This is a genomic window from Massilia cellulosiltytica (assembly GCF_047325105.1).
Classification (GTDB): Bacteria; Pseudomonadota; Gammaproteobacteria; order Burkholderiales; family Burkholderiaceae_D; genus Telluria; species Telluria orientalis.
In genome coordinates, this window is sequence record NZ_CP168562.1 from 1,006,639 (window position 1) to 1,031,432 (window position 24,794).

At 65.5% G+C, this 24,794-nt stretch carries 27 protein-coding genes; 4 read left to right on the top strand and 23 right to left on the bottom strand.

Going from position 1 to position 24,794, the window contains the following annotated elements; genetic code table 11:
* The first annotated feature begins 11 nt into the window (after nucleotides 1–11).
* From flgJ to flgL, 3 genes are all read left to right on the top strand, one after another.
* Nucleotides 12–971 carry a flagellar assembly peptidoglycan hydrolase FlgJ gene (gene flgJ, locus ACEN9H_RS04455; protein ID WP_056136262.1) on the top strand — a complete coding sequence of 320 codons (960 nt, stop codon included), beginning with the start codon at nucleotides 12–14 and terminating at the stop codon, nucleotides 969–971.
* 76 nt (nucleotides 972–1,047) lie between these two features.
* Nucleotides 1,048–2,997 (top strand): flagellar hook-associated protein FlgK, encoded by a 1,950-nt coding sequence (flgK, locus tag ACEN9H_RS04460; protein ID WP_413673898.1) that lies wholly within the window; start codon nucleotides 1,048–1,050, stop codon nucleotides 2,995–2,997.
* A gap of 16 nt (nucleotides 2,998–3,013) precedes the next feature.
* Nucleotides 3,014–4,243: a flagellar hook-associated protein FlgL gene (gene flgL, locus ACEN9H_RS04465; protein WP_413673899.1), complete on the top strand. Its 1,230-nt coding sequence runs from the start codon at nucleotides 3,014–3,016 to the stop codon at nucleotides 4,241–4,243.
* A 249-nt stretch (nucleotides 4,244–4,492) separates the two neighbouring features.
* Here the strand turns inward: flgL and fliR are convergent, their stop codons facing one another.
* The 13 genes from fliR to fliF all read right to left on the bottom strand — a co-directional run bounded on the left by fliR (nucleotide 4,493) and on the right by fliF (nucleotide 16,057).
* Complete coding sequence (gene fliR, locus ACEN9H_RS04470; protein WP_160410182.1) at nucleotides 4,493–5,314, bottom strand: flagellar biosynthetic protein FliR; 822 nt, start codon at nucleotides 5,312–5,314, stop codon at nucleotides 4,493–4,495.
* A gap of 13 nt (nucleotides 5,315–5,327) precedes the next feature.
* Complete coding sequence (gene fliQ, locus ACEN9H_RS04475) at nucleotides 5,328–5,597, bottom strand: flagellar biosynthesis protein FliQ (RefSeq protein ID WP_056136270.1); 270 nt, start codon at nucleotides 5,595–5,597, stop codon at nucleotides 5,328–5,330.
* A 10-nt stretch (nucleotides 5,598–5,607) separates the two neighbouring features.
* On the bottom strand, nucleotides 5,608–6,351 hold the full coding sequence (gene fliP, locus ACEN9H_RS04480; protein ID WP_056136272.1) for a flagellar type III secretion system pore protein FliP: 744 nt from the start codon (nucleotides 6,349–6,351) through the stop codon (nucleotides 5,608–5,610).
* On the bottom strand, nucleotides 6,351–7,127 hold the full coding sequence (gene fliO / locus ACEN9H_RS04485) for a flagellar biosynthetic protein FliO (protein WP_413673900.1): 777 nt from the start codon (nucleotides 7,125–7,127) through the stop codon (nucleotides 6,351–6,353). Before fliO ends, fliP begins: the two co-directional genes overlap by 1 nt.
* On the bottom strand, nucleotides 7,124–7,549 hold the full coding sequence (gene fliN, locus ACEN9H_RS04490) for a flagellar motor switch protein FliN (protein ID WP_056443540.1): 426 nt from the start codon (nucleotides 7,547–7,549) through the stop codon (nucleotides 7,124–7,126). The genes fliO and fliN overlap by 4 nt, the downstream gene beginning before the upstream one ends.
* An 18-nt stretch (nucleotides 7,550–7,567) precedes the next feature.
* Nucleotides 7,568–8,551 (bottom strand): flagellar motor switch protein FliM, encoded by a 984-nt coding sequence (fliM, locus tag ACEN9H_RS04495; protein WP_056136276.1) that lies wholly within the window; start codon nucleotides 8,549–8,551, stop codon nucleotides 7,568–7,570.
* A gap of 150 nt (nucleotides 8,552–8,701) precedes the next feature.
* Nucleotides 8,702–9,241, bottom strand: a complete 540-nt coding sequence (gene fliL / locus ACEN9H_RS04500) for a flagellar basal body-associated protein FliL (RefSeq protein ID WP_413673901.1) — start codon at nucleotides 9,239–9,241, stop codon at nucleotides 8,702–8,704.
* Between the two features lie 210 nt (nucleotides 9,242–9,451).
* Nucleotides 9,452–10,744, bottom strand: coding sequence for a flagellar hook-length control protein FliK (locus ACEN9H_RS04505; RefSeq protein ID WP_413673902.1), 1,293 nt, complete (start codon nucleotides 10,742–10,744; stop codon nucleotides 9,452–9,454).
* A 30-nt stretch (nucleotides 10,745–10,774) separates the two neighbouring features.
* Nucleotides 10,775–11,215 (bottom strand): flagellar export protein FliJ, encoded by a 441-nt coding sequence (fliJ, locus tag ACEN9H_RS04510; protein WP_413673903.1) that lies wholly within the window; start codon nucleotides 11,213–11,215, stop codon nucleotides 10,775–10,777.
* A gap of 36 nt (nucleotides 11,216–11,251) precedes the next feature.
* On the bottom strand, nucleotides 11,252–12,640 hold the full coding sequence (gene fliI, locus ACEN9H_RS04515) for a flagellar protein export ATPase FliI (RefSeq protein ID WP_056136284.1): 1,389 nt from the start codon (nucleotides 12,638–12,640) through the stop codon (nucleotides 11,252–11,254).
* Complete coding sequence (locus tag ACEN9H_RS04520; RefSeq protein WP_413673904.1) at nucleotides 12,637–13,317, bottom strand: flagellar assembly protein FliH; 681 nt, start codon at nucleotides 13,315–13,317, stop codon at nucleotides 12,637–12,639. Before ACEN9H_RS04520 ends, fliI begins: the two co-directional genes overlap by 4 nt.
* Before the next feature lie 44 nt (nucleotides 13,318–13,361).
* Nucleotides 13,362–14,372, bottom strand: coding sequence for a flagellar motor switch protein FliG (gene fliG, locus ACEN9H_RS04525; RefSeq protein WP_056136288.1), 1,011 nt, complete (start codon nucleotides 14,370–14,372; stop codon nucleotides 13,362–13,364).
* Entirely contained in the window at nucleotides 14,372–16,057 is a 1,686-nt protein-coding gene (gene fliF / locus ACEN9H_RS04530) for a flagellar basal-body MS-ring/collar protein FliF (RefSeq protein WP_371770169.1), read from the bottom strand. Before fliF ends, fliG begins: the two co-directional genes overlap by 1 nt.
* A 166-nt stretch (nucleotides 16,058–16,223) precedes the next feature.
* On the opposite strand from fliF, the gene fliE reads away from it, so the two are divergent.
* Nucleotides 16,224–16,610 carry a flagellar hook-basal body complex protein FliE gene (gene fliE, locus ACEN9H_RS04535; RefSeq protein WP_413673905.1) on the top strand — a complete coding sequence of 129 codons (387 nt, stop codon included), beginning with the start codon at nucleotides 16,224–16,226 and terminating at the stop codon, nucleotides 16,608–16,610.
* A 3-nt stretch (nucleotides 16,611–16,613) separates the two neighbouring features.
* Here fliE and ACEN9H_RS04540 read toward each other — a convergent pair whose 3' ends face one another.
* The 10 genes from ACEN9H_RS04540 to ACEN9H_RS04585 form a co-directional block, all read right to left on the bottom strand.
* Nucleotides 16,614–16,919, bottom strand: a complete 306-nt coding sequence (locus ACEN9H_RS04540) for a plastocyanin/azurin family copper-binding protein (protein WP_413673906.1) — start codon at nucleotides 16,917–16,919, stop codon at nucleotides 16,614–16,616.
* Nucleotides 16,916–17,431: a DUF4142 domain-containing protein gene (locus ACEN9H_RS04545; protein WP_056136297.1), complete on the bottom strand. Its 516-nt coding sequence runs from the start codon at nucleotides 17,429–17,431 to the stop codon at nucleotides 16,916–16,918. The genes ACEN9H_RS04540 and ACEN9H_RS04545 overlap by 4 nt, the downstream gene beginning before the upstream one ends.
* 78 nt (nucleotides 17,432–17,509) lie before the next feature.
* The gene (locus tag ACEN9H_RS04550; protein WP_413673907.1) at nucleotides 17,510–18,202 is read right to left on the bottom strand and encodes an RNA polymerase sigma factor; all 693 of its coding nucleotides are present in this window, start codon (nucleotides 18,200–18,202) and stop codon (nucleotides 17,510–17,512) included.
* Between the two features lie 313 nt (nucleotides 18,203–18,515).
* A complete protein-coding gene (locus tag ACEN9H_RS04555) occupies nucleotides 18,516–19,274 on the bottom strand; it encodes a flagellar brake protein (RefSeq protein ID WP_413673908.1) in 759 nt (252 codons plus the stop codon).
* The gene (locus ACEN9H_RS04560; protein WP_160410326.1) at nucleotides 19,258–19,623 is read right to left on the bottom strand and encodes an EscU/YscU/HrcU family type III secretion system export apparatus switch protein; all 366 of its coding nucleotides are present in this window, start codon (nucleotides 19,621–19,623) and stop codon (nucleotides 19,258–19,260) included. Before ACEN9H_RS04560 ends, ACEN9H_RS04555 begins: the two co-directional genes overlap by 17 nt.
* Nucleotides 19,610–20,719, bottom strand: coding sequence for a flagellar hook-length control protein FliK (locus ACEN9H_RS04565; protein WP_160410190.1), 1,110 nt, complete (start codon nucleotides 20,717–20,719; stop codon nucleotides 19,610–19,612). Before ACEN9H_RS04565 ends, ACEN9H_RS04560 begins: the two co-directional genes overlap by 14 nt.
* A gap of 8 nt (nucleotides 20,720–20,727) precedes the next feature.
* Complete coding sequence (locus ACEN9H_RS04570; protein WP_056136887.1) at nucleotides 20,728–21,051, bottom strand: flagellar protein FliT; 324 nt, start codon at nucleotides 21,049–21,051, stop codon at nucleotides 20,728–20,730.
* Nucleotides 21,052–21,065: 14 nt separating this feature from the next.
* Nucleotides 21,066–21,524: a flagellar export chaperone FliS gene (gene fliS, locus ACEN9H_RS04575; RefSeq protein WP_056136306.1), complete on the bottom strand. Its 459-nt coding sequence runs from the start codon at nucleotides 21,522–21,524 to the stop codon at nucleotides 21,066–21,068.
* A gap of 21 nt (nucleotides 21,525–21,545) precedes the next feature.
* Nucleotides 21,546–24,188 carry a flagellar filament capping protein FliD gene (fliD, locus tag ACEN9H_RS04580; RefSeq protein ID WP_056136308.1) on the bottom strand — a complete coding sequence of 881 codons (2,643 nt, stop codon included), beginning with the start codon at nucleotides 24,186–24,188 and terminating at the stop codon, nucleotides 21,546–21,548.
* 186 nt (nucleotides 24,189–24,374) lie between these two features.
* The gene (locus ACEN9H_RS04585; RefSeq protein ID WP_413673909.1) at nucleotides 24,375–24,728 is read right to left on the bottom strand and encodes a flagellar protein FlaG; all 354 of its coding nucleotides are present in this window, start codon (nucleotides 24,726–24,728) and stop codon (nucleotides 24,375–24,377) included.
* Nucleotides 24,729–24,794 lie beyond the last annotated feature (66 nt).

A 24,794-nucleotide genomic window follows, 5' to 3' on the forward strand; every position in this document is an offset into this window, starting at 1 on the left:
GCGAGGCCATCATGCTCGGCTCCACTTCCGACCTGTCCAGTAAATTTGCGCTCGACGCCAACAGCCTCGGCGACCTCAAGCAGTCGGCGAAAGCCGGCTCGCCGGAAGCGCTGAAGGGGGCCGCCACGCAGTTCGAATCCATGTTCGTCAACATGATGATGAAGAGCATGCGCGACGCGACACCGCAGGACGGCATGACGGACAGCCAGGAAACGAAGACGTTCACCGGCATGCTGGACCAGCAGATGAGCCAGAAGATGGCCAAGCGCGGCATCGGCCTGGCCGACGTGCTCGTGCGCCAGCTGACCGTGCAGCAGAAGGGCCAGCAGCTGATGCAGGACATGAACAAGCAGGCGTTGGGCATCGGCGGCGGACAGCAGGCCGGTGCCGCCAATGGCGCCGCCGCCCTGCGCATGCAGGCCGATCCGGATACGATGCCGACCGACGGCGTGGCCAAGGCAGGCGCGGCCGGCGTGACGGGCGCCGCGCGCGGCACGGACAACGCCAACAAGCCGGCGCACGTGCGCGCATTCCAAGAAAAACTGGCCGACGCCGCCGAGGAAGCGGAACAGGCGACGGGCGTGCCCGCGAAATTCATGATGGGCCAGGCCGCGCTCGAAACGGGCTGGGGCCGCCGCGTGATCCGCAATGCGGACGGCACCTCGAGCAACAACCTGTTCGGCATCAAGGCCGGCCCGGGCTGGAAGGGCAAGGTGGCGACGGCCGTCACGACCGAATACATCAACGGCAAGCCGCACACGCGCGTGGAAAAATTCCGCGCCTACGATTCGCATGCGGACGCGTTCAAGGATTACGCCCGCTTGCTGAGCAATAACCCGCGCTACGAAAAAGTGCTGGCGCACGGCGGCGACGCGGCCACGTTCGCGCACGGCCTGCAACGCGCCGGCTATGCGACCGATCCGCAATACGCGGCCAAGCTGTCGCGCATCATCAAGCACTCGCTGGCGTGATGGGGCGATGAGAAAAGAACAAGAATAAAGTTTTGGCGGAACTTGCCGTCAATGACATAGCAGAAAGAAAACCACCATGTCCCTCCTCAGCATCGGCAAAACCGGTTTGTACGCCGCCCAGGCAGGCCTGGCGACGACCGGCAACAACATCACCAACGCCAACGTGGCCGGCTACAGCCGCCAGGTGGTGGTGCAGGCGACTGCGATCTCGATGGGGGGCTCCAACGGTTACATCGGCACCGGCACGCAGGTCGCCCAGGTCAAGCGCTATTCGGACGATTTCCTCAACGCCCAGGTGCGCACGGCCCAGGCGGCGAGCAGCGGGCTGGACGCCTACCAGGCGCAGGTGCAGCAGATCGACAACCTGCTGGCCGACACGACGTCCGGCCTGTCGCCGGCGCTGCAGGACTTCTTTTCGGCGGTGCAGAACCTCACGGGCGACGGCGCGGGCGTGTCGTCGCGCGGCTCGTTCATGACGTCGGCCGACACGCTGGCCGCCCGCTTCCAGAGCATGACCGGCCGCCTCGACGAGATCCGCAAGGGCGTCAACACCCAGCTGACCGCGAGCGTCACGACGATCAACACGTACGCCAAGCAGATCGCCCAGCTGAACGACAAGATCGGCCAGTTGACGGAGGCCGGCGGCCTGAACCCGCCGAACGACCTGCTGGACAAGCGCGACCAGCTGATCATGGACCTGAACAAGCAGGTCAAGGCCACCGTCGTGCCGGGCGATAACTATAGCCTGACCGTGTCGATCGGCAACGGCCAGCCGCTCGTCGTCGGCGTGAACGCCTTTGAGCTGGCGGCCATGAACTCGCCGACCGACCAGACGCGCGTGACGATCGGTTACGTCACCCACGGCAAGACCATGCCGATGGCCGAGAGCGCGCTCACGGGCGGCGAACTGGGCTCCGTGCTGCAGTTCCGCAGCCAGTCGCTGGACCTGGCGCAGAACTCGCTGGGCCGCGTCGCGATCGCGGTGGCCACGACGATGAACGACCAGAACAAGCTGGGCCTGGACGGCAACGGCAAGCCGGGCGGCGACATCTTCACCATCGCGCCGGCCGACGTGACCAAGAACATCAACAACAACAATACAAGCACGACGGCCATCAAGGCGACGGTCGTCGACGCCACGCAACTCACGACGAGCAACTACAAGGTCGATTACGACGGCACGAACTACAACGTGTATCGCCTGTCGGACAACAAGAAGACGGTGATCTCGCCGTACCCGCAGACCCAGCCGCAGGTCATCGACGGCCTCGCGTTCGACATCCAGGGCGCTGCCGATTCGGGCGACAACTTCCTCGTGCGCCCGACGCAGAACGGCGCCGCCAACTTCAAGCTGGCGCTGACGGACGGCGCGCAGATCGCGGCCGCCGCGCCGATCGCCACGAGCGTCCCGCTGACCAACAGCGGCACGGGCAAGATCAGCGCGGGTTCGGTCGACAAGAACTACCTGGGTTCGCCGCTGACCAGCAGCGTCACGCTCGCCTTCGACAAGGCGACGGGCACGCTGTCCGGCTTCCCGGCGGGGCAAGGCGTCAGCATGACGCTGAACGGCACGACGACGACCTATCCCGCCGGTACCAATCCGCCCTTCAAGGACGGCGCCAGCTACACGGTGGCCGGCATGAGTTTCACCATGAACGGTGCGCCGGGCAATGGCGACACCTTCACCATCGCGCCGAACACGGGCCTGGGCGACACGCGCAATGCCGGCCTGATGGGCGACCTGCAAGGGAAGAACATCCTCGACGGCGGCAAGGCCACGTACCAGTCGGCCTATGCCACGCTGGTGTCCACGATCGGCAACAAGACGCGCGAAGTGCAGGCCAATGCGGAAGCCGCGGCGGCCCAGCTGACGCAGGCGGAGGCTGCCGCCAACAACGTTTCCGGCGTCAATCTCGACGAAGAGGCCGCCAACCTGCTCAAGTACCAGCAGGCTTACCAGGCGTCGGGCAAGGTGATGCAGATCGCCGACACGATCTTCAACGCGCTGTTGCAGATCGGCCAATGATTAACGGAGCCACGCCATGACCCTACGCATCAGCACCAACGCGATCTACCAGGCCGGCACCACGCAGATCAACACGCTGCAGAGCCAGATGGCCAAGACGCAGATGCAGCTGTCGACCAACAAGCGCATGCTGACGGCCGCCGACGATCCGATCGGCTCGGCCAAGGCGCTCGAACTGACGCAGTCGCAATCGATGAACACGCAGTTCGGCACCAACCGCACGAACGCGAAGTCGTCGCTGTCGCTGGTCGACAAGACGCTCACCGACGTCTCGAACCAGATCCAGGACATCCAGACGCTGATCGTCACCGCCGGCAACGGGGGCTACACGCAGAGCGACCGCGAGGCGCTGGCCATCGAACTGGAAGGGCGCATGGCCGACCTGCTCGGCTCGGCCAACACGACGGACGGCACGGGCACCTATCTGTTCTCCGGCTACAAGACGACCACGCAACCGTTCACGCAGACCCCCGCCGGCGCGACTTACCAGGGCGACCAGGGCCAGCGCATGCTGCAGGTCGGGTCGGCGCGCAAGATGGCGATCAGCGAAAGCGGCAGCGCCATTTTCGAAGCGAACGTCACCGGCAACGGCACTTTCGTCACGCAGGCCGCCGGCACGAACACCGGCGCGGGCATCATTTCCCCGGGCGCCGTGACGGACGCGACCAAGCTGACGGGCCACGATTACGCGATCGCCTTCCAGGTCGCGGGCACGCCGGCCGTGACGACGTACACGGTGACGGACAACTCGACGTCGCCGGCCAGTGCCGTGCTGAGCAACCAGCCCTACACGGCGGGCGCGGCGATCGCCTTCGACGGCATGTCGTTCGACATCAAGGGCGCGCCGGCCAACGGCGACCAGTTCAGCGTGGAACCGAGCCAGAAGCAGTCGGTGTTCACGTCGATCACGAATTTGATCCAGACGCTGCGCAGCCCGTCCAACGGCTCGGACGGCAAGGCCGCGCTGGCGAACAACCTGAACGCGGCCAGCCTGAACATGAAGAACGCACTGGACAACGTGCTGACGGTGCAAGCCTCGGTGGGCGCGCGCCTGAAGGAAGTCGACTCGCTGGACAGCACGGGTGACGACCTCAACATCCAGTACCAGACCACGCTGAGCGACCTGCAGGACCTGGACATGGTCAAGGCGGTGTCGCTGTACACCCAGCAGCAGCAGACGCTGCAGGCGGCCCAGGTGTCGTTCAAGACGATGTCAGGCCTGTCTCTCTTCAACTACATCTCGTAAATTTCCCCCATTCGGGGTCAGACCCCATTTTTTGGAAACTTCGGGGTCAGAGCACATTTTTGGGTAAGTGCTCGTCGTCACCACAGACGTCGTGCGGGACCGCTTTCTTTGGAATGTTGTAAGCCGATGACGGATTGAACGCGAAGCCACGAATGCATATGGCTTCGGAACCATTGCACAGAAAAGTGCTCTGACCCCGAATTGCGCGAAAAATGTGCTCTGACCCCGAATTGTTCTGCACCCGAATTGTTATCGCGGGGCGGCGGGTGGGGGCGGCTGCCCCGGCCGTTGGCCGCCCACGCGCGGGATTTTGCGGCCCGCCTCGATCCCCTGGTTGAACAGGTTCTGCAGCGGCGTGCCGAGGTACGGCAGCGTGAGGCTGATGATGAGGAAGCCGGCGCCCAGCGTGATCGGGAAGCCGATACCGAACAGGTTCAGCTGCGGCGCCGCGCGCGTCAGGATTGCCAGCGCGATGTTGGTGATGAGCATGGCGGCGACGATCGGCATCGCGATCTGCAGGCCGGCCGAGAACACGCGGCTGCCCCAGCGCACCATTTCCAGCGGCGCGGACAGCGACATCGGCGTGGCCGAGATCGGCAGCGTGAAAAAGCTCTCTGCCAGCGCCTCGATCAGCACGAGGTGGGCATTCATGGCGAGGAACGCCATCGTCGCGACGAGGGCGAGGAACTGGCTGATGGCCGACGAGCGGCCAGCCGAGCTGGGATCGAAGAACGTGGCGAACGAAAAGCCCATCGTCGAGCTGGCGACCTCGCCCGCGAATTCGACGGCGGCGAACACGAGGCGCATCGCAAAACCCATCGCCACGCCGATGAGCAGTTCCTGCGCGACGATCAGGATGCCCGCCCACGACGTCGGATCGACGGCTGGAACGGGCGGGAGCGTGGGGCCGATGATCGCGGCCAGCAGTACGCCGAGCGTCGTCTTGATGAGGATGGGGACGGCCGTGTTGCCGAACACGGGCGCGACCGCGACGAGCCCGAGGATGCGCGTCAGCGGCCACAGCAGGCCGCCGATCCACGCATACAGCTCCGTCGTGGTGAACGAAATCATCGCGGGCGCAACGTCAGCCGATCATCTGCGGGATGCCGCTGAACAGGGTGCGCATGTAGTCGGTCATGACCGTGATCATCCACGGCCCCGCGAGCACGAGCGCGATGAAGACGCCGATCAGCTTGGGGATGAAGGACAGGGTCTGTTCGTTGATCTGCGTGGCGGCCTGGAAGATGCTGACGACGAGGCCGATGACGAGCGCGACGAGCAGCAACGGCGCCGACACCATCAGCGTGACTTCCATGGCCGTGCGGCCCATCGCGATGACGCTTTCCGGAGTCATGGCGTCCTCTCTAGTAAAAACTCTGGGACAACGAGCCCAGCAGCAACTGCCAGCCGTCGACGAGCACGAACAGCATCAGCTTGAACGGCAGCGAGATCACGGCCGGCGACATCATCATCATGCCCATCGACATCAGCACGGACGCGACGACCATGTCGATGATGAGGAACGGGATGAAGATGGCGAAGCCGATCTGGAACGCGGTCTTCAGTTCGCTCGTGATGAAGGCGGGGATCAGTACGCGCAGCGGCACGTCTTCCGGCCCCTGCAGCGCCGGCGTGCGCGAGATCTTGACGAACAGGGCGAGGTCGGACTGGCGCGTCTGCTTCAGCATGAAGCCCTTCAGCGGCGCCGCCGCCTTGTCCATCGCCTCGCCCATCTGGATGCGGTTTTCCTGCAGCGGCACGTACGCTTCGGTGTAGACGCGGTCGAACGTGGGCCCCATCACGAACAGCGTGAGGAACAGGGCGAGGCCCACCATCACCTGGTTCGGCGGCGCCGTCTGCGTGCCCAGCGCCTGGCGCAGGAGGGAGAGCACGATGATGATGCGCGTAAAGCTCGTCATCATCAGCAGCGCCGCGGGGATGAAGGTCAGTGCCGTCATCAAGAGCAGCGTCTGCACCGGCAGGGAATAGGCGGTGCCGCCGCCCGGGGCCGGGCTCGTCGTGAAAGCGGGGATGGCGGGCGCCGCCACCGCCGCCGCCAGCGGCAGGGCCACGAGCCCAGTCGCCAGCAGAAGTCGTTTATTGAGCATCACTTGCGTTTGTCGATCGTTTGTTTGAGCCAGTCGGCGAAGCTGTGCGCGGCCGGCCCATGGGGAGCAAGCGCGGCGTTCGTACCGCCGTTGTCGCCATTCTGCCCGTCCTGGCGCGGCATTGTCGCCAGCGCATTGATGCGGCCGGGTGATGCACCGACCACGATCCATTCATTGCCCACTTCGACGACCATGATGCGCTCGCGGCCGCCGAGGTTCAGCGAGCCGACGACGCGCAGGTTCGCGTTGCCGCCGCCGACCTTCGGGCCGTAGCGCTTGAGGAACCAGGCGAGGGCGCCCAGCACGGCCAGCACGAGGATCAGTGCGAACAGCGTCTGCAGCAGGCTATTCGTCGATGAACCGGCGGGCATCGTGACCGGCGGGACGGTGGCGCCGGGTGCGGCAGGGCGTGGCGCGACGACGTCGGGGGTAGCGGTCACTGCCGGGGCGGTGGTGTCGGGCTGGACGGCAGGCGTCTGCGCAGGAACGGAAGCAGGCGCCGCGGCGGAGGGCGCGCCGGTACCGGCCATTGCCCGCGGTTGTGCCTGCGCGCGGGCCGTGGGCGCAGTCGTCGGTGGCGTTTGCTGGGTCGTCTGTTGTGCCGGTGCCGCCACCGCCGCAGGTTCGGCCGCGACGGGCGCAGGCGCCTGCGCAGCTGCCGCCGGCGCGGCATCGGTCGACCGTCCCGCTGCCTGCCCAGGCCCCGGCGGCGCCGCGCAGGCGGCCAGCGGCAGGGCGAGGGCGAGGGCGAGGGTGGTCAGCAGGCGTGCCGTCATTTGTTGAGTTTGCGGATGCGCTCCGACGGGGTGATGATGTCGGTGAGGCGGATACCGAACTTGTCGTTCACGACCACCACCTCGCCCTGGGCGATCAGGCAGCCGTTGACGAGCACGTCCATCGGCTCACCCGCCAGGCCATCCAGTTCGACCACGGAACCCTGCGCGAGTTGCAGCAGGTTCTTGATGGCGATCTTGGTGCGGCCCAGTTCCACCGTCAGCTGGACGGGGATGTCGAGGATGAAGTCGATGTCGTTGGGCGTCTCCGGACGGGGGCCCTTGTTCGAGAAATCCTTAAACACGGCGGCGGAGGCCGCCTGCTGCTGGTTCGCCAGTGCAGCGGCTTCCGCGGCGGCCTGTTCGGCGATCGCGGCGCCCCAGTCGTCGTCGAGGCTGTCTTGGTCGTCTTGAGTGTCGGACATGTTTTTCTCCTGTGTTGCTTACTTGTTGAAGGTTTCGCTGTTTGCCAGCAATTTCTCGACCTTCAGCGCATATTGTCCGTTGAACACGCCGTAGCTGCAGTCCATGACGGGCACGCCGTCCACGGTGGCCTGGAGCGTTTCCGGAACGGAGATCGGGATCACGTCGCCGACCTTCATGTTCAGGATTTCGTCGAAATTGGCCTTGCCGTGGCCCAGCACGGCCACCAGTTCCACTTCCGCCACCTGGATCTGCTGCGTCAGCAGGCGGATCCAGCGCTTGTCGACTTCCAGCGCCTCGCCCTGGATGCTCGACGTCAGCGCGTCGCGGATCGGTTCGACCATCGAATAGGGCATGCAGAAGTGGATCTGGCCCGACACCGAACCGAGCTCGATGGTGAAAGTGCACGATACCACGACTTCATTCGGGGTGGCGATGTTCGCGAACTGGGTGTTCATCTCCGAGCGGATGTACTCGAATTCGATCGGGTACACCGGTTCCCACGACTTGGCATACGCCTCGAACACGATGTCGAGGATGCGCATGATGATGCGCTGCTCGGTCTGCGTGAAATCGCGGCCTTCCACGCGCGTGTGGAAGCGGCCGTCGCCGCCGAACAGGTTGTCCACAAGCAGGAACACGAGGCCCGGATCGAACACCATCAGCGCCGTGCCGCGCAGCGGCTTCATGTGGACGAGGTTCAGGTTGGTCGGCACGACGAGGTTACGGATGAACTCGCTGTACTTCGACACGCGCACGGACCCCACCGACACTTCGGCGGAGCGGCGCAAAAAGTTGAACAGGCCGACGCGCAGATACCTGGCGAAACGCTCGTTGATGATCTCGAGCGTCGGCATGCGGCCGCGGACGATCCGCTCCTGCGTTGCCAGGTTATACGTGCGGACTCCCGAGGTGTCTTCAGGCGCCGCTACGTCGTCCTGATCGCCGTTGACCCCTTTGAGGAGGGCATCGACTTCTTCCTGTGAGAGAAAATTATCGGCCATGATGCTGCTTTACCGTAATGACTTCTTATGGGCTCCACCAAATCTGCTGCGCGTTGCACTTTTGGCCTGCGATGCTCGCTGTACCTTCGTACAGCTGCGCTTCTCTGCCAAAATTGCTGCCGCTCGCGATGGTTTTGCGGGGCCCATGGTTTATTGGATGATAAAGGAAGTGAAGAGAACGTCCGACACTTCCTGTTCGTCACCGTGCGGCACGAACGGTTCGTTGACCGCCGCGAGGATCTCGCCGGCCAGTTGCTGCTTGCCTTCCACCGTGCTGATCTCGGATGCCTTCTTGCCCGACAACAGCAGCAACACGCGGCTGCGCACCTTGGCCATGTTGGCCTTGATGAGCTCGACCTGCTCCGGTCCCTCGACCTGCAGGGTGAACGCGACCTGCAGATACTGGTCGCCGTGTTCCGGCTGCAGGTTGACCGTGAAGGGTTCGACGGCCACGTATTCGGGCGGCGCCTCGTCCTTCTTCTTTTTCTTGCTGCTGGAGTGGTCCTTCTTGGCCGGCTCAGCCGCCGCTTCCGCGCTGCTGCCGTGCATGAAGTACCAGCCGGCACCTCCGCCCAGGCCGAGCACGACCACGGCCGCGCCGATCATGATGAACAGCTTGCCTTTGCCGCCGCTGGCTGCCGGTGCCGCATCCGCTTTCGGATCGGCTTTGATTTTTGGATTCGCTTTCAAGAGTCTTCGGTCCCACTGTTGGATCGTCCCGTCATTATGTCATTATCGGGAAAAAGTGAGCAGCGGCAACGGTCGAAAAGAGGGAGGAACCTGGGGTATCTCGTTGTTTCTTGACGGATTTGTTGTCGAGGCTGTATCCAAATGCACCGTGGGGCGACCGATGCGCTCGCACCGCTCGCCCCACCGCGTTGTCAATGACGCCAGAACTATTTACGCAAAGGTATCGACCATCCCGCGATCACCGATCCGTGCCGTGCGCGTGGCGGGCCGGACGGTCGCTTCGCCCGCCGTGCCGTTCTCGCCATTGCCGCCGTTGCCGCGGCCATTGTTGCCACGGCCGAAACCGCTCGATGCCATCGCCTGGTCCTGCTGCGCCTGGCCGCCGTTCGACATGCCCGCGTTGACGGTCGCATTGCCCAGCGCAATGCCGCTCTCCTTCATCATTTCCTGCAGGCGGGGCAGGGCGTTTTCCAGCGCCTGGCGGACTTCCAGCTGGTTCGCCGAGAACGTCACGTCGGCCTGGCCGTTGGAGACCGACAGCACCACCTGCAGCGGACCCAGGTCCGGCGGGTTCAGGGTCAGCGACGCGGTCTGGTCCTCGGCGCCGACCATGTAGATGACCTTCTGGCCGACCTGGTCGTTCCACGCATCCGTGCCGACGTGGGCCGACAGCTCTTCGCCGGCGGCCGCGGCGGCCTGGGCCGCTTCCAGCATGGCCGGCTGCAGCTGGGCGGCAGCGACGGTCGCCACCGGTGCCTGTTCCTTCTGGGCGAGCAGCGCGGCGTCGCGCGCCTGCTGCAGGCTGAATTCGGCGGCGTCCAGCTGCGGCTTGACCTCCGCCTTGACGTTGCCCAGCGTGGTGCGCAGGTCGGCCGCGGCCGCTGCCTTGTCCGCGCCGAGGTCGGCACCGGCGGCCGCGAGGGCCGGGTTCTTGATCGACGTGGCCGAGAAGATCTTCGCGCCGGCCGCATCGACGCCGGCTTCCTTGGCCACCGACTTCATCGCGGCCTGCAGTGCGGCCAGCTGGCCGGCGTCCGTGCGCTTGCCCTTGCCGGACAGTGCATCGAAGGCCTGGGCCGCGGTCGTCGTCTTGCCCGCGTCCGCGCCCGGCTTGTGCAGGCTGGCCATCAGCGCCAGCATGGCGCTGGCCGGGTCGCCCGCCTTGGCCGTGCTGTCGTCGTCGGCCTTGTCGTCATCGGCCTTGGCGGCGGCGTCGTCCTTCGAATCGGCAGCGTCCGTCTTGCTGTCCGCCGGCTTGGCGGCCTGCTGCGGCGCGGCGTCGTCGGGTTGCTCGGGTTTCTCGGCTTCCGCCGGCTTGGCGGCGTCCTGCTTCGCGGCCGGCGCAGGTGCTGGTGCCGGAGCCGGAGGCGGCGTGGACGCGAATGCGAGCATGGCGCTGAACTGGCTGCCGTCGCTGCCGCCATTGCCATTGCCCGTGCTGCTCGGGCGCTGGTTGATGCCGCCGGCCGTGTTGAGCTGCGGGTTAAAGGAAGTCGTGGTCATGTCGCTAGTCGCTCAGGTTAAAGGCGCCGGTCAGCGCCTGGCGCGGACTGTCCGGGCCGCGTGGTCGTCCATCATTTTCTGGTCGCGCTTGTTTTCGATCGCAAGAGCCTCGGCGGCCGCGCGCTCGTTCAGGGTCCGGTACGACAGGCGCTTGCGCTCACTCTCCTGCCACCCCTTCTTTTCCATGTCGGCCTTGACATGCGCATGCTTCAGCACTTCGCGCTGGCCGTCGATCGCCTGTTCCAGCTTGCCGAGGAAGGCGACGAAATTCTGGTACGCGAACGGCGTGATGCCTGCCATTTGCGCCGCGTCGAGCCGGTTCGCATAGTCGTCGCGGTAGCCGAGCAGCATCTGCAGCTTCTGCTCTCCCTCGTCGACGGCCTTCAGCGCCGCGCCCAGGCGCTTCGCGCAGGCGTCGGACTCGCGCTGGGCGAGGTCGATCAGGGTTTCGAGTGCGGATGCATTGGCCATGGTAGATCAAGTATACCGATGAGCTTTACCGGCCAATCAGCCGAACAGCGAGGTCAATTCCCCCAAGCTCTGCAGCATGCCCACGTTGTCGTGGATTTCCTGGCACAGGAAGGCCTCGATGCGTTCGTGCAAGGCGATGGCCTTGTCCAGCACCGGGTCCGTGCCTGGCGCGTAGGCGCCCACGCTGATCAGGTCGCGCGAGCGCTCGTAGCGCGAATACAGTTGCTTCAAGGTGCGCGCGGCCTGCTGGTGCTCGCGCGACGTGATGCCGTGCATCGCGCGCGAGATCGATTGTTCGATGTCGATGGCGGGGTAGTGACCCGCCTCAGCCAGTTTGCGGTTCAGCACGATGTGGCCGTCGAGAATACCGCGCGCCGCGTCGGCGATCGGGTCCTGCTGGTCGTCGCCTTCCGACAGCACGGTATAGAACGCCGTGATCGAGCCGCCGCCCGCCTGGCCGTTGCCCGCGCGCTCCACCAGCACGGGCAGTTTCGCGAACACCGACGGCGGATAGCCTTTCGTGGCCGGCGGTTCGCCGATGGCGAGGGCGATCTCGCGCTGCGCCATCGCGTAGCGCGTGAGCGAATCCATGATCAGGAGGACGTTGCGGCCCTCGTCGCGGAAGTGCTCGGCGATGGCGGTCGCGTAGGCGGCGCCCTGCAGGCGCATCAGCGGCGGCGAGTCGGCCGGCGCGGCCACGACGGCCGAGCGGGCCAGGCCTTCCTCGCCCAGGATCTGCTCGATGAATTCCTTCACCTCGCGGCCCCGTTCGCCGATCAGGCCGACGACGATCACGTCCGCCGTCGTGTAGCGCGCGATCATGCCCAGCAGCACGGATTTACCGACGCCGGTACCGGCGAACAGGCCGAGACGCTGGCCCCGGCCCACCGTCAGCATCGAATTGATGGCGCGTACGCCCACGTCCAGCGTTTCCGAGATCGGTACGCGGTCGAGCGGGTTGATGGGGCGCGCGTTGAGCGGGCCCATGTGTTCCGTGGAGACGGGCCCCTTGCCGTCCAGCGGACGGCCGGCGCCGTCGACGACGCGGCCCAGCAGGCCCCAGCCGACGGGCAGGTGGCGCGCGCGGTCCATCGGGCGGCGGCGCGGATGCGTCACGGTGCCGGGCTTCGGCATGCTCGCTTCGATCGGGAATACGCGCGAGCCGGGCACGACGCCTTCGACGTCCGACTGCGGCATCAAAAACAACCGTTCGCCTTCGAAGCCGACGACTTCCGCCTCGATGCGGGCACCGGACGCGACCGGAATCATGCAGGCGGCGCCGACCGCGAGTTTCAGGCCGACGCATTCCATCACGAGGCCGGCCACGCGCGTGACGCGGCCCGACACCTGCATCGGCTCGACGAGATCGACCACGTTGGCGCAGTCGTTCAGGTAAGCCTTCCAGCGGCCCGTGTGCGTATTCATTCCAGCCAGTCCAGGTCCTTGCCGAGCGCATGCGTCAGGCGCTGCCAGCGCGCGCCGATCTGGGCGTCGATCTGGTTGCTGGCCGTGTCCACGCGGCAACCGCCACGCGCGATGCTATCGTCCTCGACGATGCGCCAGCCGTTCTTGTCCAACTCGTGGCCGATGCCGCTGCGCACGATCAGCGCGTCTTCCGGATGCAGCATCAGCAGGGCCGGTTGCTGCAGGTTCGGCAGGTAGTCGATGGCTTCGCGCACGACGGGGATGATCAGGTCCGGCTTGACGTCGAACGCCGTGCGCACCATGCCGCGCGCAAGGTGCAGCGCGAGTTCCAGCACGTCGTTGGCGATGGCCTCGTCGGCCTGCGTGACGGCATCGCCGAACGTCGTGGCGAGCTGGCGCAGGTGTTCCAGTTCCTCGGCCGCTTCGGCACGGCCCAGCGCAAGGCCCTCCTCGTAGCCGGCGGCGTGGCCTTCGGCCTGGCCCGCTTCGAGACCTTCCGCATAGCCGTCGTCGCGCGCGGCGGCGCGGATCGCTTCGAGCTCTTCCGCGGTCGGCAGCTGGATCATGGGCTCCGGCTGGGGCGGCGCCTCGTACGCGCGCGCGGCGGCCGCGGCGGCGGCGGCTTCCGCTTCGCGCTGGGCACGGACGCTGGGACGCTCGTCGCCGAACGACGTCATTTCCCAGCGTTGATATGCGGACTGAAACTCTTTTGAGATGGCCATCAGACGAACGAATCCTCACCTTTGCCGCCCAGCACGATCTGCCCTTCGTCGGCGAGGCGCCGGACGATTTGCAGGATCTGCTTCTGCTGGGTTTCCACTTCGGACAGGCGCACGGGACCTTTCGATTCCAGGTCTTCGCGCATCATTTCCGCCGCACGTTGCGACATGTTTTTGAAGATTTTATCGCGCAAGTCCTGCGACGCGCCTTTCAGCGCGATGATCAGCATTTCCGACTGCACTTCGCGCAACAGCAGCTGGATGCCGCGGTCGTCGATGTCGATGATGTTGTCGAACACGAACATCTCGTCCATGATCTTCTGCGCCATGTCGTTGTCGTAGTTCTTGATGTTCTCCATGACCGAGCTTTCCTGCTCGCCGCTCATGAAGTTCAGGATCTCGGCCGCGGTACGCACGCCGCCCAGCGACGACTTCTTGATGTTTTCGTTGCCGGACAGGAGCTTGGTCAGCACGTCGTTCAGCTCGCGCAGGGCGGCCGGCTGCACGCCGTCCAGCGTGGCGATACGGAGCACGACGTCGTTGCGCAGGCGGTCCGTGAAGTGGGCCAGCACTTCGCAGGCCTGGTCGCGCTCGAGGTGGACGAGGATCGTCGCGATGATCTGCGGGTGCTCGTTGCGGATCAGTTCCGCGACGGACGGCGAGTCCATCCACTTCAGGCTCTCGATGCCGGAGGCGTCCTTGCCGCCCAGGATGCGGTTCAGCAGCACGGCGGCCTTGTCGTCACCGAGGGCCTTGGTCAGCACCTGGCGGATGTATTCGTCGGAATCGAGGCCGACGGTCGACTGCAGGTCGACGCGCTCGCGGAATTCGCCCAGCACCGTCAGGACTTCCTCGTGCTGCACGGCCTTCATCTGCGCCATGGCGGCGCCCAGCTTGAGCACTTCGCGCGGGCCGAGGAATTTCATCACTTCGGCCGCTTCCGATTCGCCCAGGGCCAGCATCAGGATGGCTGCCTTGGTCGTGCTTTCCTTGTCCTTGTCCTTGTCGCTCATTACTCGGTCCCCAGCCATTCCTTGATCACGTTGGCCACGATGCGCGGATCGTTCTTGGCCATGTCTTTTGCCATTTCCAGGTTGCTCTTGTAGACCTGGACCTTCTGCTGTTCTTCCTCTTCACGCTGGATGCGGGCTTCTTCGTCCGGGTCCGGCTCCGGTTCCGCTTCCGGCTCTTCCGGTTCCGGTTCGGGCGGGATCGCCACGGCTTCGTCGAACTTTTTGATCGCCGGCTTGAGCAGCGGCCGCACGAAGCGGAACCACAGGAAAGCCAGCACGAGGGCGATGAAGACGTAGCGTGCGATGTCCTTCGCCAGCGGCAGGTTGGCGGGATCCTTCCACCAGTCCGGCGCCTGCTCTTCCGGCTTGTCGACGCCGTCGAACGGGGCGTTCGTCACGTTCAGCGTGTCGCCGCGCGCCTGGCTGTAGCCCATCGCCTGCTTGACCAGTTCGTTGATCTGCGCGACTTCGGCGGCGCTGAGCGGCTTGACGACGACCTTGCCCGTCTTCGGATCGATGGTGCGGCGGTAGTTCACCACCACGCCGACCGTCAGGCGCTTGATGCCGCCCATCGGTTTCTGCTCGTAGCGGATGGTCTTGTCGACTTCGTAATTGGTCGTGGAATCCTTGCGGCTCGGTCCGGTGGACGCCTGGGCCTGGGCGGGCTGGGCGCCGCCGTCGAGCGGTGCGGTCGCCACGCCCGGCGGCTGGTTCGACAGCGCGCCCGGGATGCCGGACGGGTTCGTGCTGCCCGGACCGTTCTGCTCGGACGTCTGCTGGCTGCGGATCGCCTGCGGTTCCGGCGGCGAATTCGGCTTGTACATCTCGGCCGCGGTGTCGGTCTGGGCGAAGTCGACTTCGGCGGTCGCTTCGGCGCGCACGTTGTTCTGGCCGACGAGCGGGGCGATGATCGACTGGACCTGCTTGACGATGTTCTGCTGCAGCGCTTCGACGTATTTCAGCTGGTTCGGGTCGAGCTGCTTGCCGTTCTTGTTCGCGCTGTCCGACAGCAAGGTGCCGTTCTGGTCGACGACGGTCACGTTGGCCGGCGTCAGTTCCGGGATCGACGACGCCACCAGGTGCACGATGGCGCTGACTTGCGCCTGGTCGAGGGCGCGGCCCGGCTGCAGGTTCAGGAGGACCGATGCGGTCGGCTTTTGCTGGTCGCGCACGAACACGGACGGCTTCGGCAGCGCAAGGTGCACGCGGGCCGAGCTGACGGCGGACAGCGACTGGATCGAATTGGCCAGCTCACCCTCCAGCGAGCGCTGGTAGTTGACCTGCTCGACGAATTGCGACGTGCCCAGCTTCTGGTTCTCCAGCAGCTCGAAGCCGACGTTGCCGGCACGCGGCAGGCCTTGCTGGGCCAGCTTCAGGCGCAGGTCGTGGATGCGGTCGGCCGGCACGAGGATCGCGCTGCCGCTGTCCGAGAATTTGTACTTGACCCCCATCTGGTCGAGCGAGGCGGTGATGGCGCCGCCGTCCTTGTCGGTGTAGTTGGAGAACAGCACCTTGTATTCCGGCGCCGACGTCCACAGCCACAGTGCCGCGACGATGGCCACCACGCCGGCGATGGCGCCGCCGATGACGATGCGTTTGCCGTTCGTCGTCTGCCAGAACTTCGGCTTCTCGTCGGCCGGGGTTGCGATGTCGCTGTCGAGGAGTTCTTCCGCTGTCGTTGCCATGTTGGGGGAGGGAATGGGTGTATGAACGCCATTATGGAGCCGTACGGCAACATTCAAACCCCGGAATAAGGCCCTGTTTACCGTGCTGCTCGAAGGCAATCATTGCCCGGGCGCTGATATTCTGACAGCCTGAATCGATTTGTTTGACAGGCACGGGAGAACGGACATGAACATCGGCGGCATCGACAGCAGCCGGATCGAAGCGATGATGGCGCAGCTGAAGTCGGCGGCACAAAAGCCGGCCGGCCCGGCGTCACCGACGGAGGCGCTGGGCGGGCTGGGCGGCATCGGCAAGCTGGGCGCTCCCGATGCGGCCGAATCATCGACCAAGGTCAGCTTCTCGGATGCGCTGAAGGCATCGCTGCAGAACGTCAGCAATTCCCAGATACAAGCTGACGAGATGGGCAAGAAATTCGCGGCGGGTGACGATTCCGTCAGCCTGTCCGATACGATGATCGCGATGCAGAAAGCGAGCATCAACTTCCAGGCGACGGTGCAGGTGCGCAACAAGCTGGTGTCGGCTTATCACGACATCATGAACATGCAGGTGTGACGATCACTTGACCTCGACGCGTCCCTTCATCACCGGATGCAGCGTGCAGAGATAGTCGAACGACATCGTCGCCGGCACCGCCCAGCGCCAGGTCTTTCCGGGTTGAAGGTCACCCGACTTGACGCCGGCCGCCGTCACGTTGTGGACGAACATGTCGCGGTTCTCCCACACGATCGTATCTCCCTTCTTGACCTGCACGACCTGCGGCGTGAACTTCATGCCGTCGATGACGACGTGGTGTTCCGCCGCGCCGGCCATGAGGGGCAGCGTGCACAACGCGGCAATCAGCGTGGCGAATGCGGTCTTCACTTGAGTTCGGCCTGGATGTGCTTGGCATGCTCCAGGTGCGCCACGAACGCCGGGCGGACCTTGACGAGCAGGGCTTTCAGTTCGGCATTCGACGCGTTCGGGATCAGCGTCTTGTCGAGTGCGCCGAGCACGGTCTCGTGGTACGTCACTTCGTTGTCGACATAGGCCTTGTCGAACGCCTTGCCGGACAGGGCGGCCAGCCGGGTGCGCGTCGCCGCGCCGTCCTTCGTCAGGCTCTTGCTGGTGTCGTTGTCCTCGGGCGTCACGTGCAGTTTCTGCACCAGCGCGACGGCCTGCTGGTTGACGCCGGCGTGGTCGGCCACCATGCGCTGGGCGAAGGCGCGCACGTCCTTGTTCTGCGTTTTCGTCTCGGCCTGCTTGCCGGCGTCGATGTCGACCGCATTGGCGGCGACGACGATGGCGGCGATCTGCGCGTCGTTCGGGCCGGCCGCGTGGGCGGTGGCGCTCAGGGCGAGCAGGGCGGACAGCAGCAGCGGGGCGGATTTGTTCATGGCGGACTCCTTGAATGGGTGGTTTAGGTGAAACAATCCATTCGATGCACGCTTTGGCGCGCGCGTTCCCGCTTCGTGTCAGGGGGACGGTTCCGCGTCCAGCCGGCGCCGGACCGCATCGACGATCCGGTCGCAGCGCGCGCCGTCGAACCCGAACGCATCCTCGATCGCGAAGTCGATCTCGCGCGCGAGCGCCTCGCGCAGCATGGCCCGCGCGCGGAAATAGCGGGTGCGCACGGTCGCCGCGGGGATGTCGAGCGTGGCCGCGGTCTCTTCCACGGTCAGCTCTTCCACCGCGCGCAGCACGAACACCGTGCGGAAGGCGGCCGGGAGCTTGTCGATGCCTGTCTCGATCAGGCGCCGCGTCTGGGCGCGCAGCGCGGCCAGTTCGGGCTGCGCCGGCTCGTCCAGCCGGTCGCGGGGCAGGATCGCATCGTCCGAACCGAAATCCGCGCCCAGTTCGATAACGTCGGCGAGCCGCCCGGTCTTGCGCTGGCGCATCAGCGCGGCATTGACGACGATGCGGGTGAGCCAGGTGCCGAGCGCCGATTCGCCGCGGAACGCGGGCAGGGCGCGATAGGCCTGCAGATAGGCATCCTGGAGCGCATCCTCGGCTTCCGCATCGTCGCGCAGGACGCTGCGCGCGACGCGGTAAAGGCGGCGGTTGAAGCGCCGCATCAGATCGGAGAACGCGTCGCGGTCACCGGCGCGGATGCGGCGCAGCAGCGCGTCGTCGTCGAGGGAAGAGGGGTTCGGTGCGGCGGCCTGCATGGAATCTCCTGGTCGTATGCCTGACGATTGGATGCAGGACAGAAGCCCCGCGTTCCCGCCTTCAAGATACTCGCAGGCCATTACACAAATTCGGGGTCAGAGCCCTTTTTGACAGAAATTCGGGGTCAGAGCACTTTTTCGATCAAGAGCCAACGGGTATTAATCCGTGGAGACCGACGTCTGTCGTCAGCGCCCGCGCTCTTGTCTACGCTGGCCAGCTAGCGAACAGCGCTGGTGATCAATTGTTCAGAAAAGTGCTCTGACCCCGAATTTAACGAAAAATGTGCTCTGACCCCGAATTGACCCCGAATTGTCAGGCCAGGCCGGCCAGGCGGGCGTTGCGTTCGCGTTCGAGCTTGGTGATGTAGCGTTGCACGGCGGCCAGGTTGCCGCGCGAGATGTCGACGAACTGGCAACCGAGGCGGCGGCTCGTCTTGTTGTTGAGCAGCGTCATGTCGATCGAGTTGCGGACTTGCAGCGAGCAGGTCACCGGGCCGATTTCCGGCAGGTCGATGCGGCAGTTCGGGAAGGTGTCGCCGATGGTCGTGCCGAGCTGCAGCTTGCTGTCGTGGATCGCGACCCCGCCGCAGCTGATGTCGGCCAGCGGGAACACGGCGGTGCCGCCGCCCAGCTCGGCCGGCAGGGGGATCGTCGCCCGCACGGGATTCGTCACCGGCGTCGGCATGCGGTAGAACTCGCGCCGCTGCAGGCGGATCAGGCTCGCGGGAATCGCGGCGGACAGCGCGGTCCCGCCTTCGAATTGCACTTCGCGCAGGTTGTCCAGGCCGAATACGATGCGGATCTTGTCCAGCGACGTGTCGCACCGGACCGTGCCGGCCGCCACGATGCGCGTGTTCTGCTCGGGGCTGACGGAGCAGTCGATGACGACGGTGCCCGCATCCGGATCGACGGCCAGCAGCGACGTGACGCAGACGTCCGCCTCGCCCTTGATCAGCATGCGGATCAGCTGGTTCTTTTCGGCGATCTGGCGCAGCAGGGCCACGATCTCCCTGGGCGACTCGACTTCGTAGTCGTGCCAGGCTTCTAATTCGGCGTCAGTGATTGCTTGCATCTGTGTCAACCGGAGTGCTTTCTTGGGGTGGGAGGAGGCGTGCCGTGTCCGGTGCGGGCGGTGGTGTCTGCCCGGAAACTTGCGCGGATTCAATATAATAGAGCCAGGCCAATAGTTCGGCAATGGCGCGGTAGAGGGCCGGCGGGATCTGGCGATCGAGATCGACTTTCATCAGCAACGCCACCAGTTCCTTCGATTCGTGCACGAACACACCGGCCTCTTGCGCGCGGCCGATGATCTGTTCGGCGACGAGACCCTTGCCCTTGGCGACGACCTTCGGCGCGGCATCGCCGGCACCGTAGGCCAGTGCCACGGCGCTCTGGCGGCGCGTCGGCTTATCGTTGTCCATCGTCATGGATGGTGAGCGTGGAGAGCGGCGTGCCGGCCGCGTCGAGCGCATCGGCCAGGCGCGCGCGCTGCGCATCCAGCAAGCCTTTGACCGATTCGTCCTCGGCATCGAGGCGGATGTGCAACTGGCCGCCGGACAGCACGACGCGCGCCGCCACCTCGCCCAATGCGCCGAAGCGCAGGCGCAGGCTGCTCTGCCACGTGCCGCCGTGTTCGTCATCGTCGCTGCCATCCTGGCCGCCGGAAGCGTCCCGTTCGACGTCCCACTGCATGTCGCGGCCCGGCCACAACTGGCCCTGCCAGGCGGCGCGGCCCTGTTCGTGTGCATTCAGCTGCAGGTTGATGAACTGGGCCGTGTTCGGATCGGTGGGCGGCGGCATGCCGCGCGCCTGCGGTTCGGCCGCGAGGTCGGCGCGGGGGCGGGCGCCTTCGGCCCATTCGGCCACGTGCGATTCGTAGAACAGGCCGCTCTTGCCGAGGCCGTCCTTCAGCGCCTGCGCGATGGCGCCGGCGTCCGTCGACGGCCCGCCCAGCAGCGGCGTGCGGCCGACCGCGGCGGTGGCTTGTGTGTCCGCTTTCTGCGCGGCCGCGATGACGTCGCCCAGCATCTTGCCGGCCGTGCTGAGCGACGTGTTGGCGCCGTCGGCCGCGCCGCCCGGCAGTTGCGCGAGACCGCGCGTGCCCGCGAGCAAGGCGGCCGTGCGCGTCAGCGCGGCGGCATCCTTGCCTTCGAGATAAGCGAGCGTAAACGCCTGCGGGCTGGCGCCTTCCGGCAGCGGCGGGCCGGCTTCGGCGAAGGCGGGGGCCCCCTGGCCCGTCTGGACCTGGAACATGGGCCGCGGCGCGACCGTCACGAGGGTCAGCGGCACCTGCGTGCCGACCTGGACGCCCTGGGGCAGCGGCATGCGCGCCGCCATGTCGTTGATGCGCACGACGAAGCTGCCGTCGGGCAGTTTCGCCAACACGTCGGCCGGCATAGCCTGGCCCACGAGGTTGGCGAGCGCGCGCGCAAAGGCTTGCTGGCGCGGGTCGCCGACGGGTAAGGCGGGACGGGCTGCCGCGACCGGGGTCAGCGAGACGCTATCGCGCGGCAGCATCGTTCAGGTCAGACGCCGTAGGCGCGCGCGACGCGGCGTTCGACGGTCTTGTTCGAGATCATGGCCTGCAGCTTCGCCATCCACGGCTGGGTCAGGTCGCGGATCTTGCGGTCGGAATCGAGCATCTTGCGGATGGCGTTGACCTTGCGCACGCGTTCCTGGCCGGCCAGCGGCGTGTCGCCATTGTCCTTCAGCTGGCGCACGCAGGCGGCGCACTGGTGTTCGAGCTGGAGCAGGCGGTCCCAGTCGGCCGCGGCGGCGGCGGCCAGCATCTGGTCGGTGATGCCGACCATGGCTTCGTACAGCGAGGCGATTTCGGTATTCGTCATCATCGTCGTGGCTCCCATCATGCGCTCGCCAGGGTCGGGGCTTTCGGCATGGCCGTGGGCGCGGCGACCTGCTGCGGCTGCTGGACCTTGTCGCCGATTTCCAACCACGCGCCGCGCAGGTCGGCCAGCAGGCCGTGCACTTCGTCGATGATGGTCACGTCGTTCTTCAGGTTCGCGTGCAGGAGGCGGCGGCTCATGTAGTCGTACAGGGCGTCGAGGTTGGCGGCGATCTCGCCGCCGGCGTTCTTGTCGAGCGACGCGCGCAGGCCGTTGTCGATGATCGAGATGGCTTTCGAGATGGCCGAACCCTTGGCGGCGATGTTGCCGGCGGCGATGTTCGTCTTGGCGCCGAGCAGCGCGACGAGGGCACCGTCGTACAGCATGACGATCAGCTTGTGGGGCGAGGCCGACGTGATGCCGGTCTCGAGGCTCACGTTGTGATAGGCGTTGACGCCGCGTTTCATGTTTCCAAACATGGTGGTTCTCCAAAAATCCAGTTATCGGTTGGCCGCGAGGGCTGCCAACTGCTGCGTCAGATAGCTTTGGGTGCTTTGCATCGACTGCAGCATGGTGTCGAGCGAGGTAAATTGTTTTCGATACATGGCTTCCAACTGGGTCAGGTGATCGCTGAAGGCGTCACGCTGTTTGGCCACTGCCTTGATGCTGGCGTTCAGGCCGTCGGTCTTGCTGTTGAGTACGCTGCCCGAGCCGGTGAAGCTCGCGGCGAGGTTCGTCAGCTGGTAGGCATAGCCTTGCGAAAAGGTCACCGTGCCGCGGTCGCCGGTGGTGCCGGTCTTGACCGTGATCTGGATGCCCGCCGCCGGCGAACCGTCGGCCGCCGTCAGCGACTGGCCGTTACCCGTCGCGGCGACGTTGCCGATGGTGCCTTCGATGTCGGTGCCGACGGCCGGCGTGGCGCTACCGAAGAGGTCGCTGACGGCCGTGCCCGTGACGCTGGAAATCGAGATGTTCGACGTCGAGCCGTATTTGCTGGACGAGATCGACAGGTGGCCGGTGCCGTCCACCGAGGTCTCGACCGCGTCGCCGGCGTTCGCGAACGTGGCGTTGCCGTTGATGGCGGCGCGCAGCATCGACGCGAGCTGATCGTTCGCATATGTGCCGGCCGGGATCGTGATGTTCTGGACTTTCGAATCCGTGGCCGGATCCGTCTGGTTCAGCGTGACGGTCCAGGTGGTGTTCGAGGCGATCGTCGTCGGGCCGGACAGGGGATTGGCACCGGTCAGCGTGCCCTGCGTGGCCATGTGCGTGACGTTCACGGCATACTCGCCCGGCTTGGTGGCCGCCGTCGATTTATCGAACGTGATGTTGCCGTCGCTGGCCGCGCCGACGGCCGCGAACAGGCCGCTGATGTCGCTGAAGTTGCTGGACATGGCCTTGTTCAGCTTGGTCGAGTCGAGCGCCAGGCTGCCGTCCTTCTGGAACGAGACGCCGATCTGGCTGAGGTTCGACAGGCTGCTGTCCAGGCCTTCGACCTTGGTGCCCAGCGCGCGCCGCAACTGGGTCTGGATCGAACGGACGGCCGAATCGCCCTGCAGCACGCCGCCCGTCTTGGTGTCGGCGTTGTAGCTCGAGAGACCGGAAATCGTCTTGTTCAGGTCGTTGTAGGCCTTGACGAAGCCGTTGATGGCATCCGTCACCGCGCTCTTGTTCTGCGACACGGTCAGCGTCGTGCTGCCGGTCGTGGACAGGTCCAGGCTTACGCCCTGGATGATGTCTTCCACCGTCGTGTCGGCACTGCTGACCGCGATGCCATTCATGGTCAGCTTGCTGTCCTGCGCGCCGCTCGTCTGCGTGAGGGCCTGCGTGCCGCTCGGATCATAGGCCAGCAGGCTGGCGAGGCCGGCGTTGACGGGGCCGCCGTCGGCGCCATCCACGGTGATCTTCATGGCCGACTTCTCGCCCGTCTTGTTCGACGTGATCACGAGGTGGTACGGGTTGTCGCTGCCGTCCGAGACGATGGTGGCGGTGACGCCCACGTTGGCCTTGTTGATGGCGTCGCGGATGCCCTGCAGGGTCTGGTCCTTCGTGTCCAGCGTCACGGTGCCGCTGGCCTGGCTGCCATCCTGGGTGAATCCGGCGCCGAGGTAGCTGCCGGCGCTGCCGGCCGTGAGGCCCGCCGCGGCCGGGTTGTTGCCGCCGACGAGGATCTGGCTGCCGTCTTTCGAACTCAGCGTGATGCCGGCCGTACTGGTGGCGTCCGAGCCCGTGTTGGCCGCGCCGGGAGCGAGGCCGATGCCGCCCGTGACGGTGCCGCTGACGGCTTCCGTGACGTTGATGTTGGAACCGTCGGCCGCGAAGAACTGCAGGTCGTGGGTGGCGGCCGAGCCGGTGAACGTGATGTTGGCGGCGGCCAACTGGTTCTTGACGTTGTTCGTGCCGAGCGCGGTGTCGAGCGACGCGGCCGTGACGGTGGTACTGCCGTCCGAGCTGGCCAGCTGGACACCGCCCACGGTCAACGCATAGTTGCCGGAAGTGACCGCCACGTCGCCGAAGGTGCCGAACATCGTGGCCGAGGTGGACGTGATGCCGGCCTTGGCCGTGACGCCCGTCGTATCCGTTTCGTCGTTGATGGCCGAGGCGAGGTCGCGCGCGCTGCGCGTCGTGCCGTTCGTGCTGATCGCGGTGCCGTTGATGGTCAGCGAGCCGGTCGCGATGCCGGACGCTGCGCTGGCCAGGCTCAGTGCGGCGCCAGCCATGCCGAACGTGCCGCCACCGATGCTGCCGAACTGGAACGTGAGCGTCGTCTTGGCGCCGTCGCCGATCTGCGCCGTATTGCTGGCCTGGCCGCCCGTCATGAGGCTTTGCGCCTGCGCGAGCTGGCTGACGTTGATCTTGTACTTGCCGGGCACGGCGCCCGCGCCAGGGGTCGCCGTCAGGAGATCCTTGTTGCTGGACGAGCTGGTCAGCGCGCTGAAGGTATTGGCCGAGTTCAGCGTCGTCAGCGCACCCTGGAAAACGCCGACTGCCGCACTGACCTTGCCGTACGCCTGCAGCTTGGTCTGGTAGTCAGTCGTTTTCTTGTCGTAATTGTCGAGCGGCGCCGATTCGGCCGACATCAGCTTGCTGACGAGACCGTTGACGTCGAGGCCGGAGCCGATACCAGGTGAGCTGATTCCCACTTGTTTCTCCTGTGAAAGCGATAATGTAAGTCATTATCGACAGAAGCAAACGGTACTTGAGAGTGGGAAATGTGCGTTATTTCCGTGCCAGAACAATTTGGTAGGAAAAATGCAATAGAGAAAGGGAATAGGGCAGGAAGCGCGGGCCGCGGGCCCACGCTTCACGGTGAAGCGGACATTGAGCGCTCAGGCCGTCTGGTTGATGAGGAGGCCCTGCTGCATCTTGTCGATCGACTTGGCGATCTGCAGCGCTTCCTTCGAAGGGATCTGACGGACGACCTCCTTCGTGCTCTGGTCGATAACCTTGACCACGATGTCCTTGCTGTCCTCGTCGATCGAGAATTGCAGGCTTTGCGACGAACCCAGCATGGCGTCGTTCATCTTCCTGACAGCGGCCGACACATCCTCGCGCGACGGCTTGGCGCCGTCGGCAAGCTTGCTCTTGCCGGCCGACTCCGTCTCACCCGTCGGCGTCGCCGGCTGGGCCGGACGGTCCTCCACACGGGGAGAAACAGGTGAACCCACTGGTAGTATGTTCATGATGAGTTTCCTAGCAAAAATTCCTCGGCTGAATTACTCCAGCCGAGGAATCACTTTACACCGCTA

Bases quoted from the DNA above. Each gene is read 5' to 3' on its own strand.
- ACEN9H_RS04565 (WP_160410190.1), bottom strand. From the start codon at position 20,719: ATGCTGCCGCGCGATAGCGTCTCGCTGACCCCGGTCGCGGCAGCCCGT.
- ACEN9H_RS04545 (WP_056136297.1), bottom strand. From the start codon at position 17,431: ATGAACAAATCCGCCCCGCTGCTGCTGTCCGCCCTGCTCGCCCTGAGC.
- ACEN9H_RS04570 (WP_056136887.1), bottom strand. From the start codon at position 21,051: ATGATGACGAATACCGAAATCGCCTCGCTGTACGAAGCCATGGTCGGC.
- flgL (WP_413673899.1), top strand. From the start codon at position 3,014: ATGACCCTACGCATCAGCACCAACGCGATCTACCAGGCCGGCACCACG.
- fliR (WP_160410182.1), bottom strand. From the start codon at position 5,314: ATGATTTCGTTCACCACGACGGAGCTGTATGCGTGGATCGGCGGCCTG.
- fliP (WP_056136272.1), bottom strand. From the start codon at position 6,351: ATGCTCAATAAACGACTTCTGCTGGCGACTGGGCTCGTGGCCCTGCCG.
- fliJ (WP_413673903.1), bottom strand. From the start codon at position 11,215: ATGGCCAATGCATCCGCACTCGAAACCCTGATCGACCTCGCCCAGCGC.
- ACEN9H_RS04550 (WP_413673907.1), bottom strand. From the start codon at position 18,202: ATGCAGGCCGCCGCACCGAACCCCTCTTCCCTCGACGACGACGCGCTG.
- fliF (WP_371770169.1), bottom strand. From the start codon at position 16,057: ATGGCAACGACAGCGGAAGAACTCCTCGACAGCGACATCGCAACCCCG.
- ACEN9H_RS04555 (WP_413673908.1), bottom strand. From the start codon at position 19,274: ATGCAAGCAATCACTGACGCCGAATTAGAAGCCTGGCACGACTACGAA.
- ACEN9H_RS04505 (WP_413673902.1), bottom strand. From the start codon at position 10,744: ATGACCACGACTTCCTTTAACCCGCAGCTCAACACGGCCGGCGGCATC.
- fliI (WP_056136284.1), bottom strand. From the start codon at position 12,640: ATGAATACGCACACGGGCCGCTGGAAGGCTTACCTGAACGACTGCGCC.
- fliM (WP_056136276.1), bottom strand. From the start codon at position 8,551: ATGGCCGATAATTTTCTCTCACAGGAAGAAGTCGATGCCCTCCTCAAA.
- fliO (WP_413673900.1), bottom strand. From the start codon at position 7,127: ATGACGGCACGCCTGCTGACCACCCTCGCCCTCGCCCTCGCCCTGCCG.
- ACEN9H_RS04585 (WP_413673909.1), bottom strand. From the start codon at position 24,728: ATGAACATACTACCAGTGGGTTCACCTGTTTCTCCCCGTGTGGAGGAC.
- fliG (WP_056136288.1), bottom strand. From the start codon at position 14,372: ATGAGCGACAAGGACAAGGACAAGGAAAGCACGACCAAGGCAGCCATC.
- fliN (WP_056443540.1), bottom strand. From the start codon at position 7,549: ATGTCCGACACTCAAGACGACCAAGACAGCCTCGACGACGACTGGGGC.
- ACEN9H_RS04520 (WP_413673904.1), bottom strand. From the start codon at position 13,317: ATGACGTCGTTCGGCGACGAGCGTCCCAGCGTCCGTGCCCAGCGCGAA.
- ACEN9H_RS04560 (WP_160410326.1), bottom strand. From the start codon at position 19,623: ATGGACAACGATAAGCCGACGCGCCGCCAGAGCGCCGTGGCACTGGCC.
- fliQ (WP_056136270.1), bottom strand. From the start codon at position 5,597: ATGACTCCGGAAAGCGTCATCGCGATGGGCCGCACGGCCATGGAAGTC.
- flgK (WP_413673898.1), top strand. From the start codon at position 1,048: ATGTCCCTCCTCAGCATCGGCAAAACCGGTTTGTACGCCGCCCAGGCA.
- fliS (WP_056136306.1), bottom strand. From the start codon at position 21,524: ATGTTTGGAAACATGAAACGCGGCGTCAACGCCTATCACAACGTGAGC.
- fliE (WP_413673905.1), top strand. From the start codon at position 16,224: ATGAACATCGGCGGCATCGACAGCAGCCGGATCGAAGCGATGATGGCG.
- flgJ (WP_056136262.1), top strand. From the start codon at position 12: ATGCTCGGCTCCACTTCCGACCTGTCCAGTAAATTTGCGCTCGACGCC.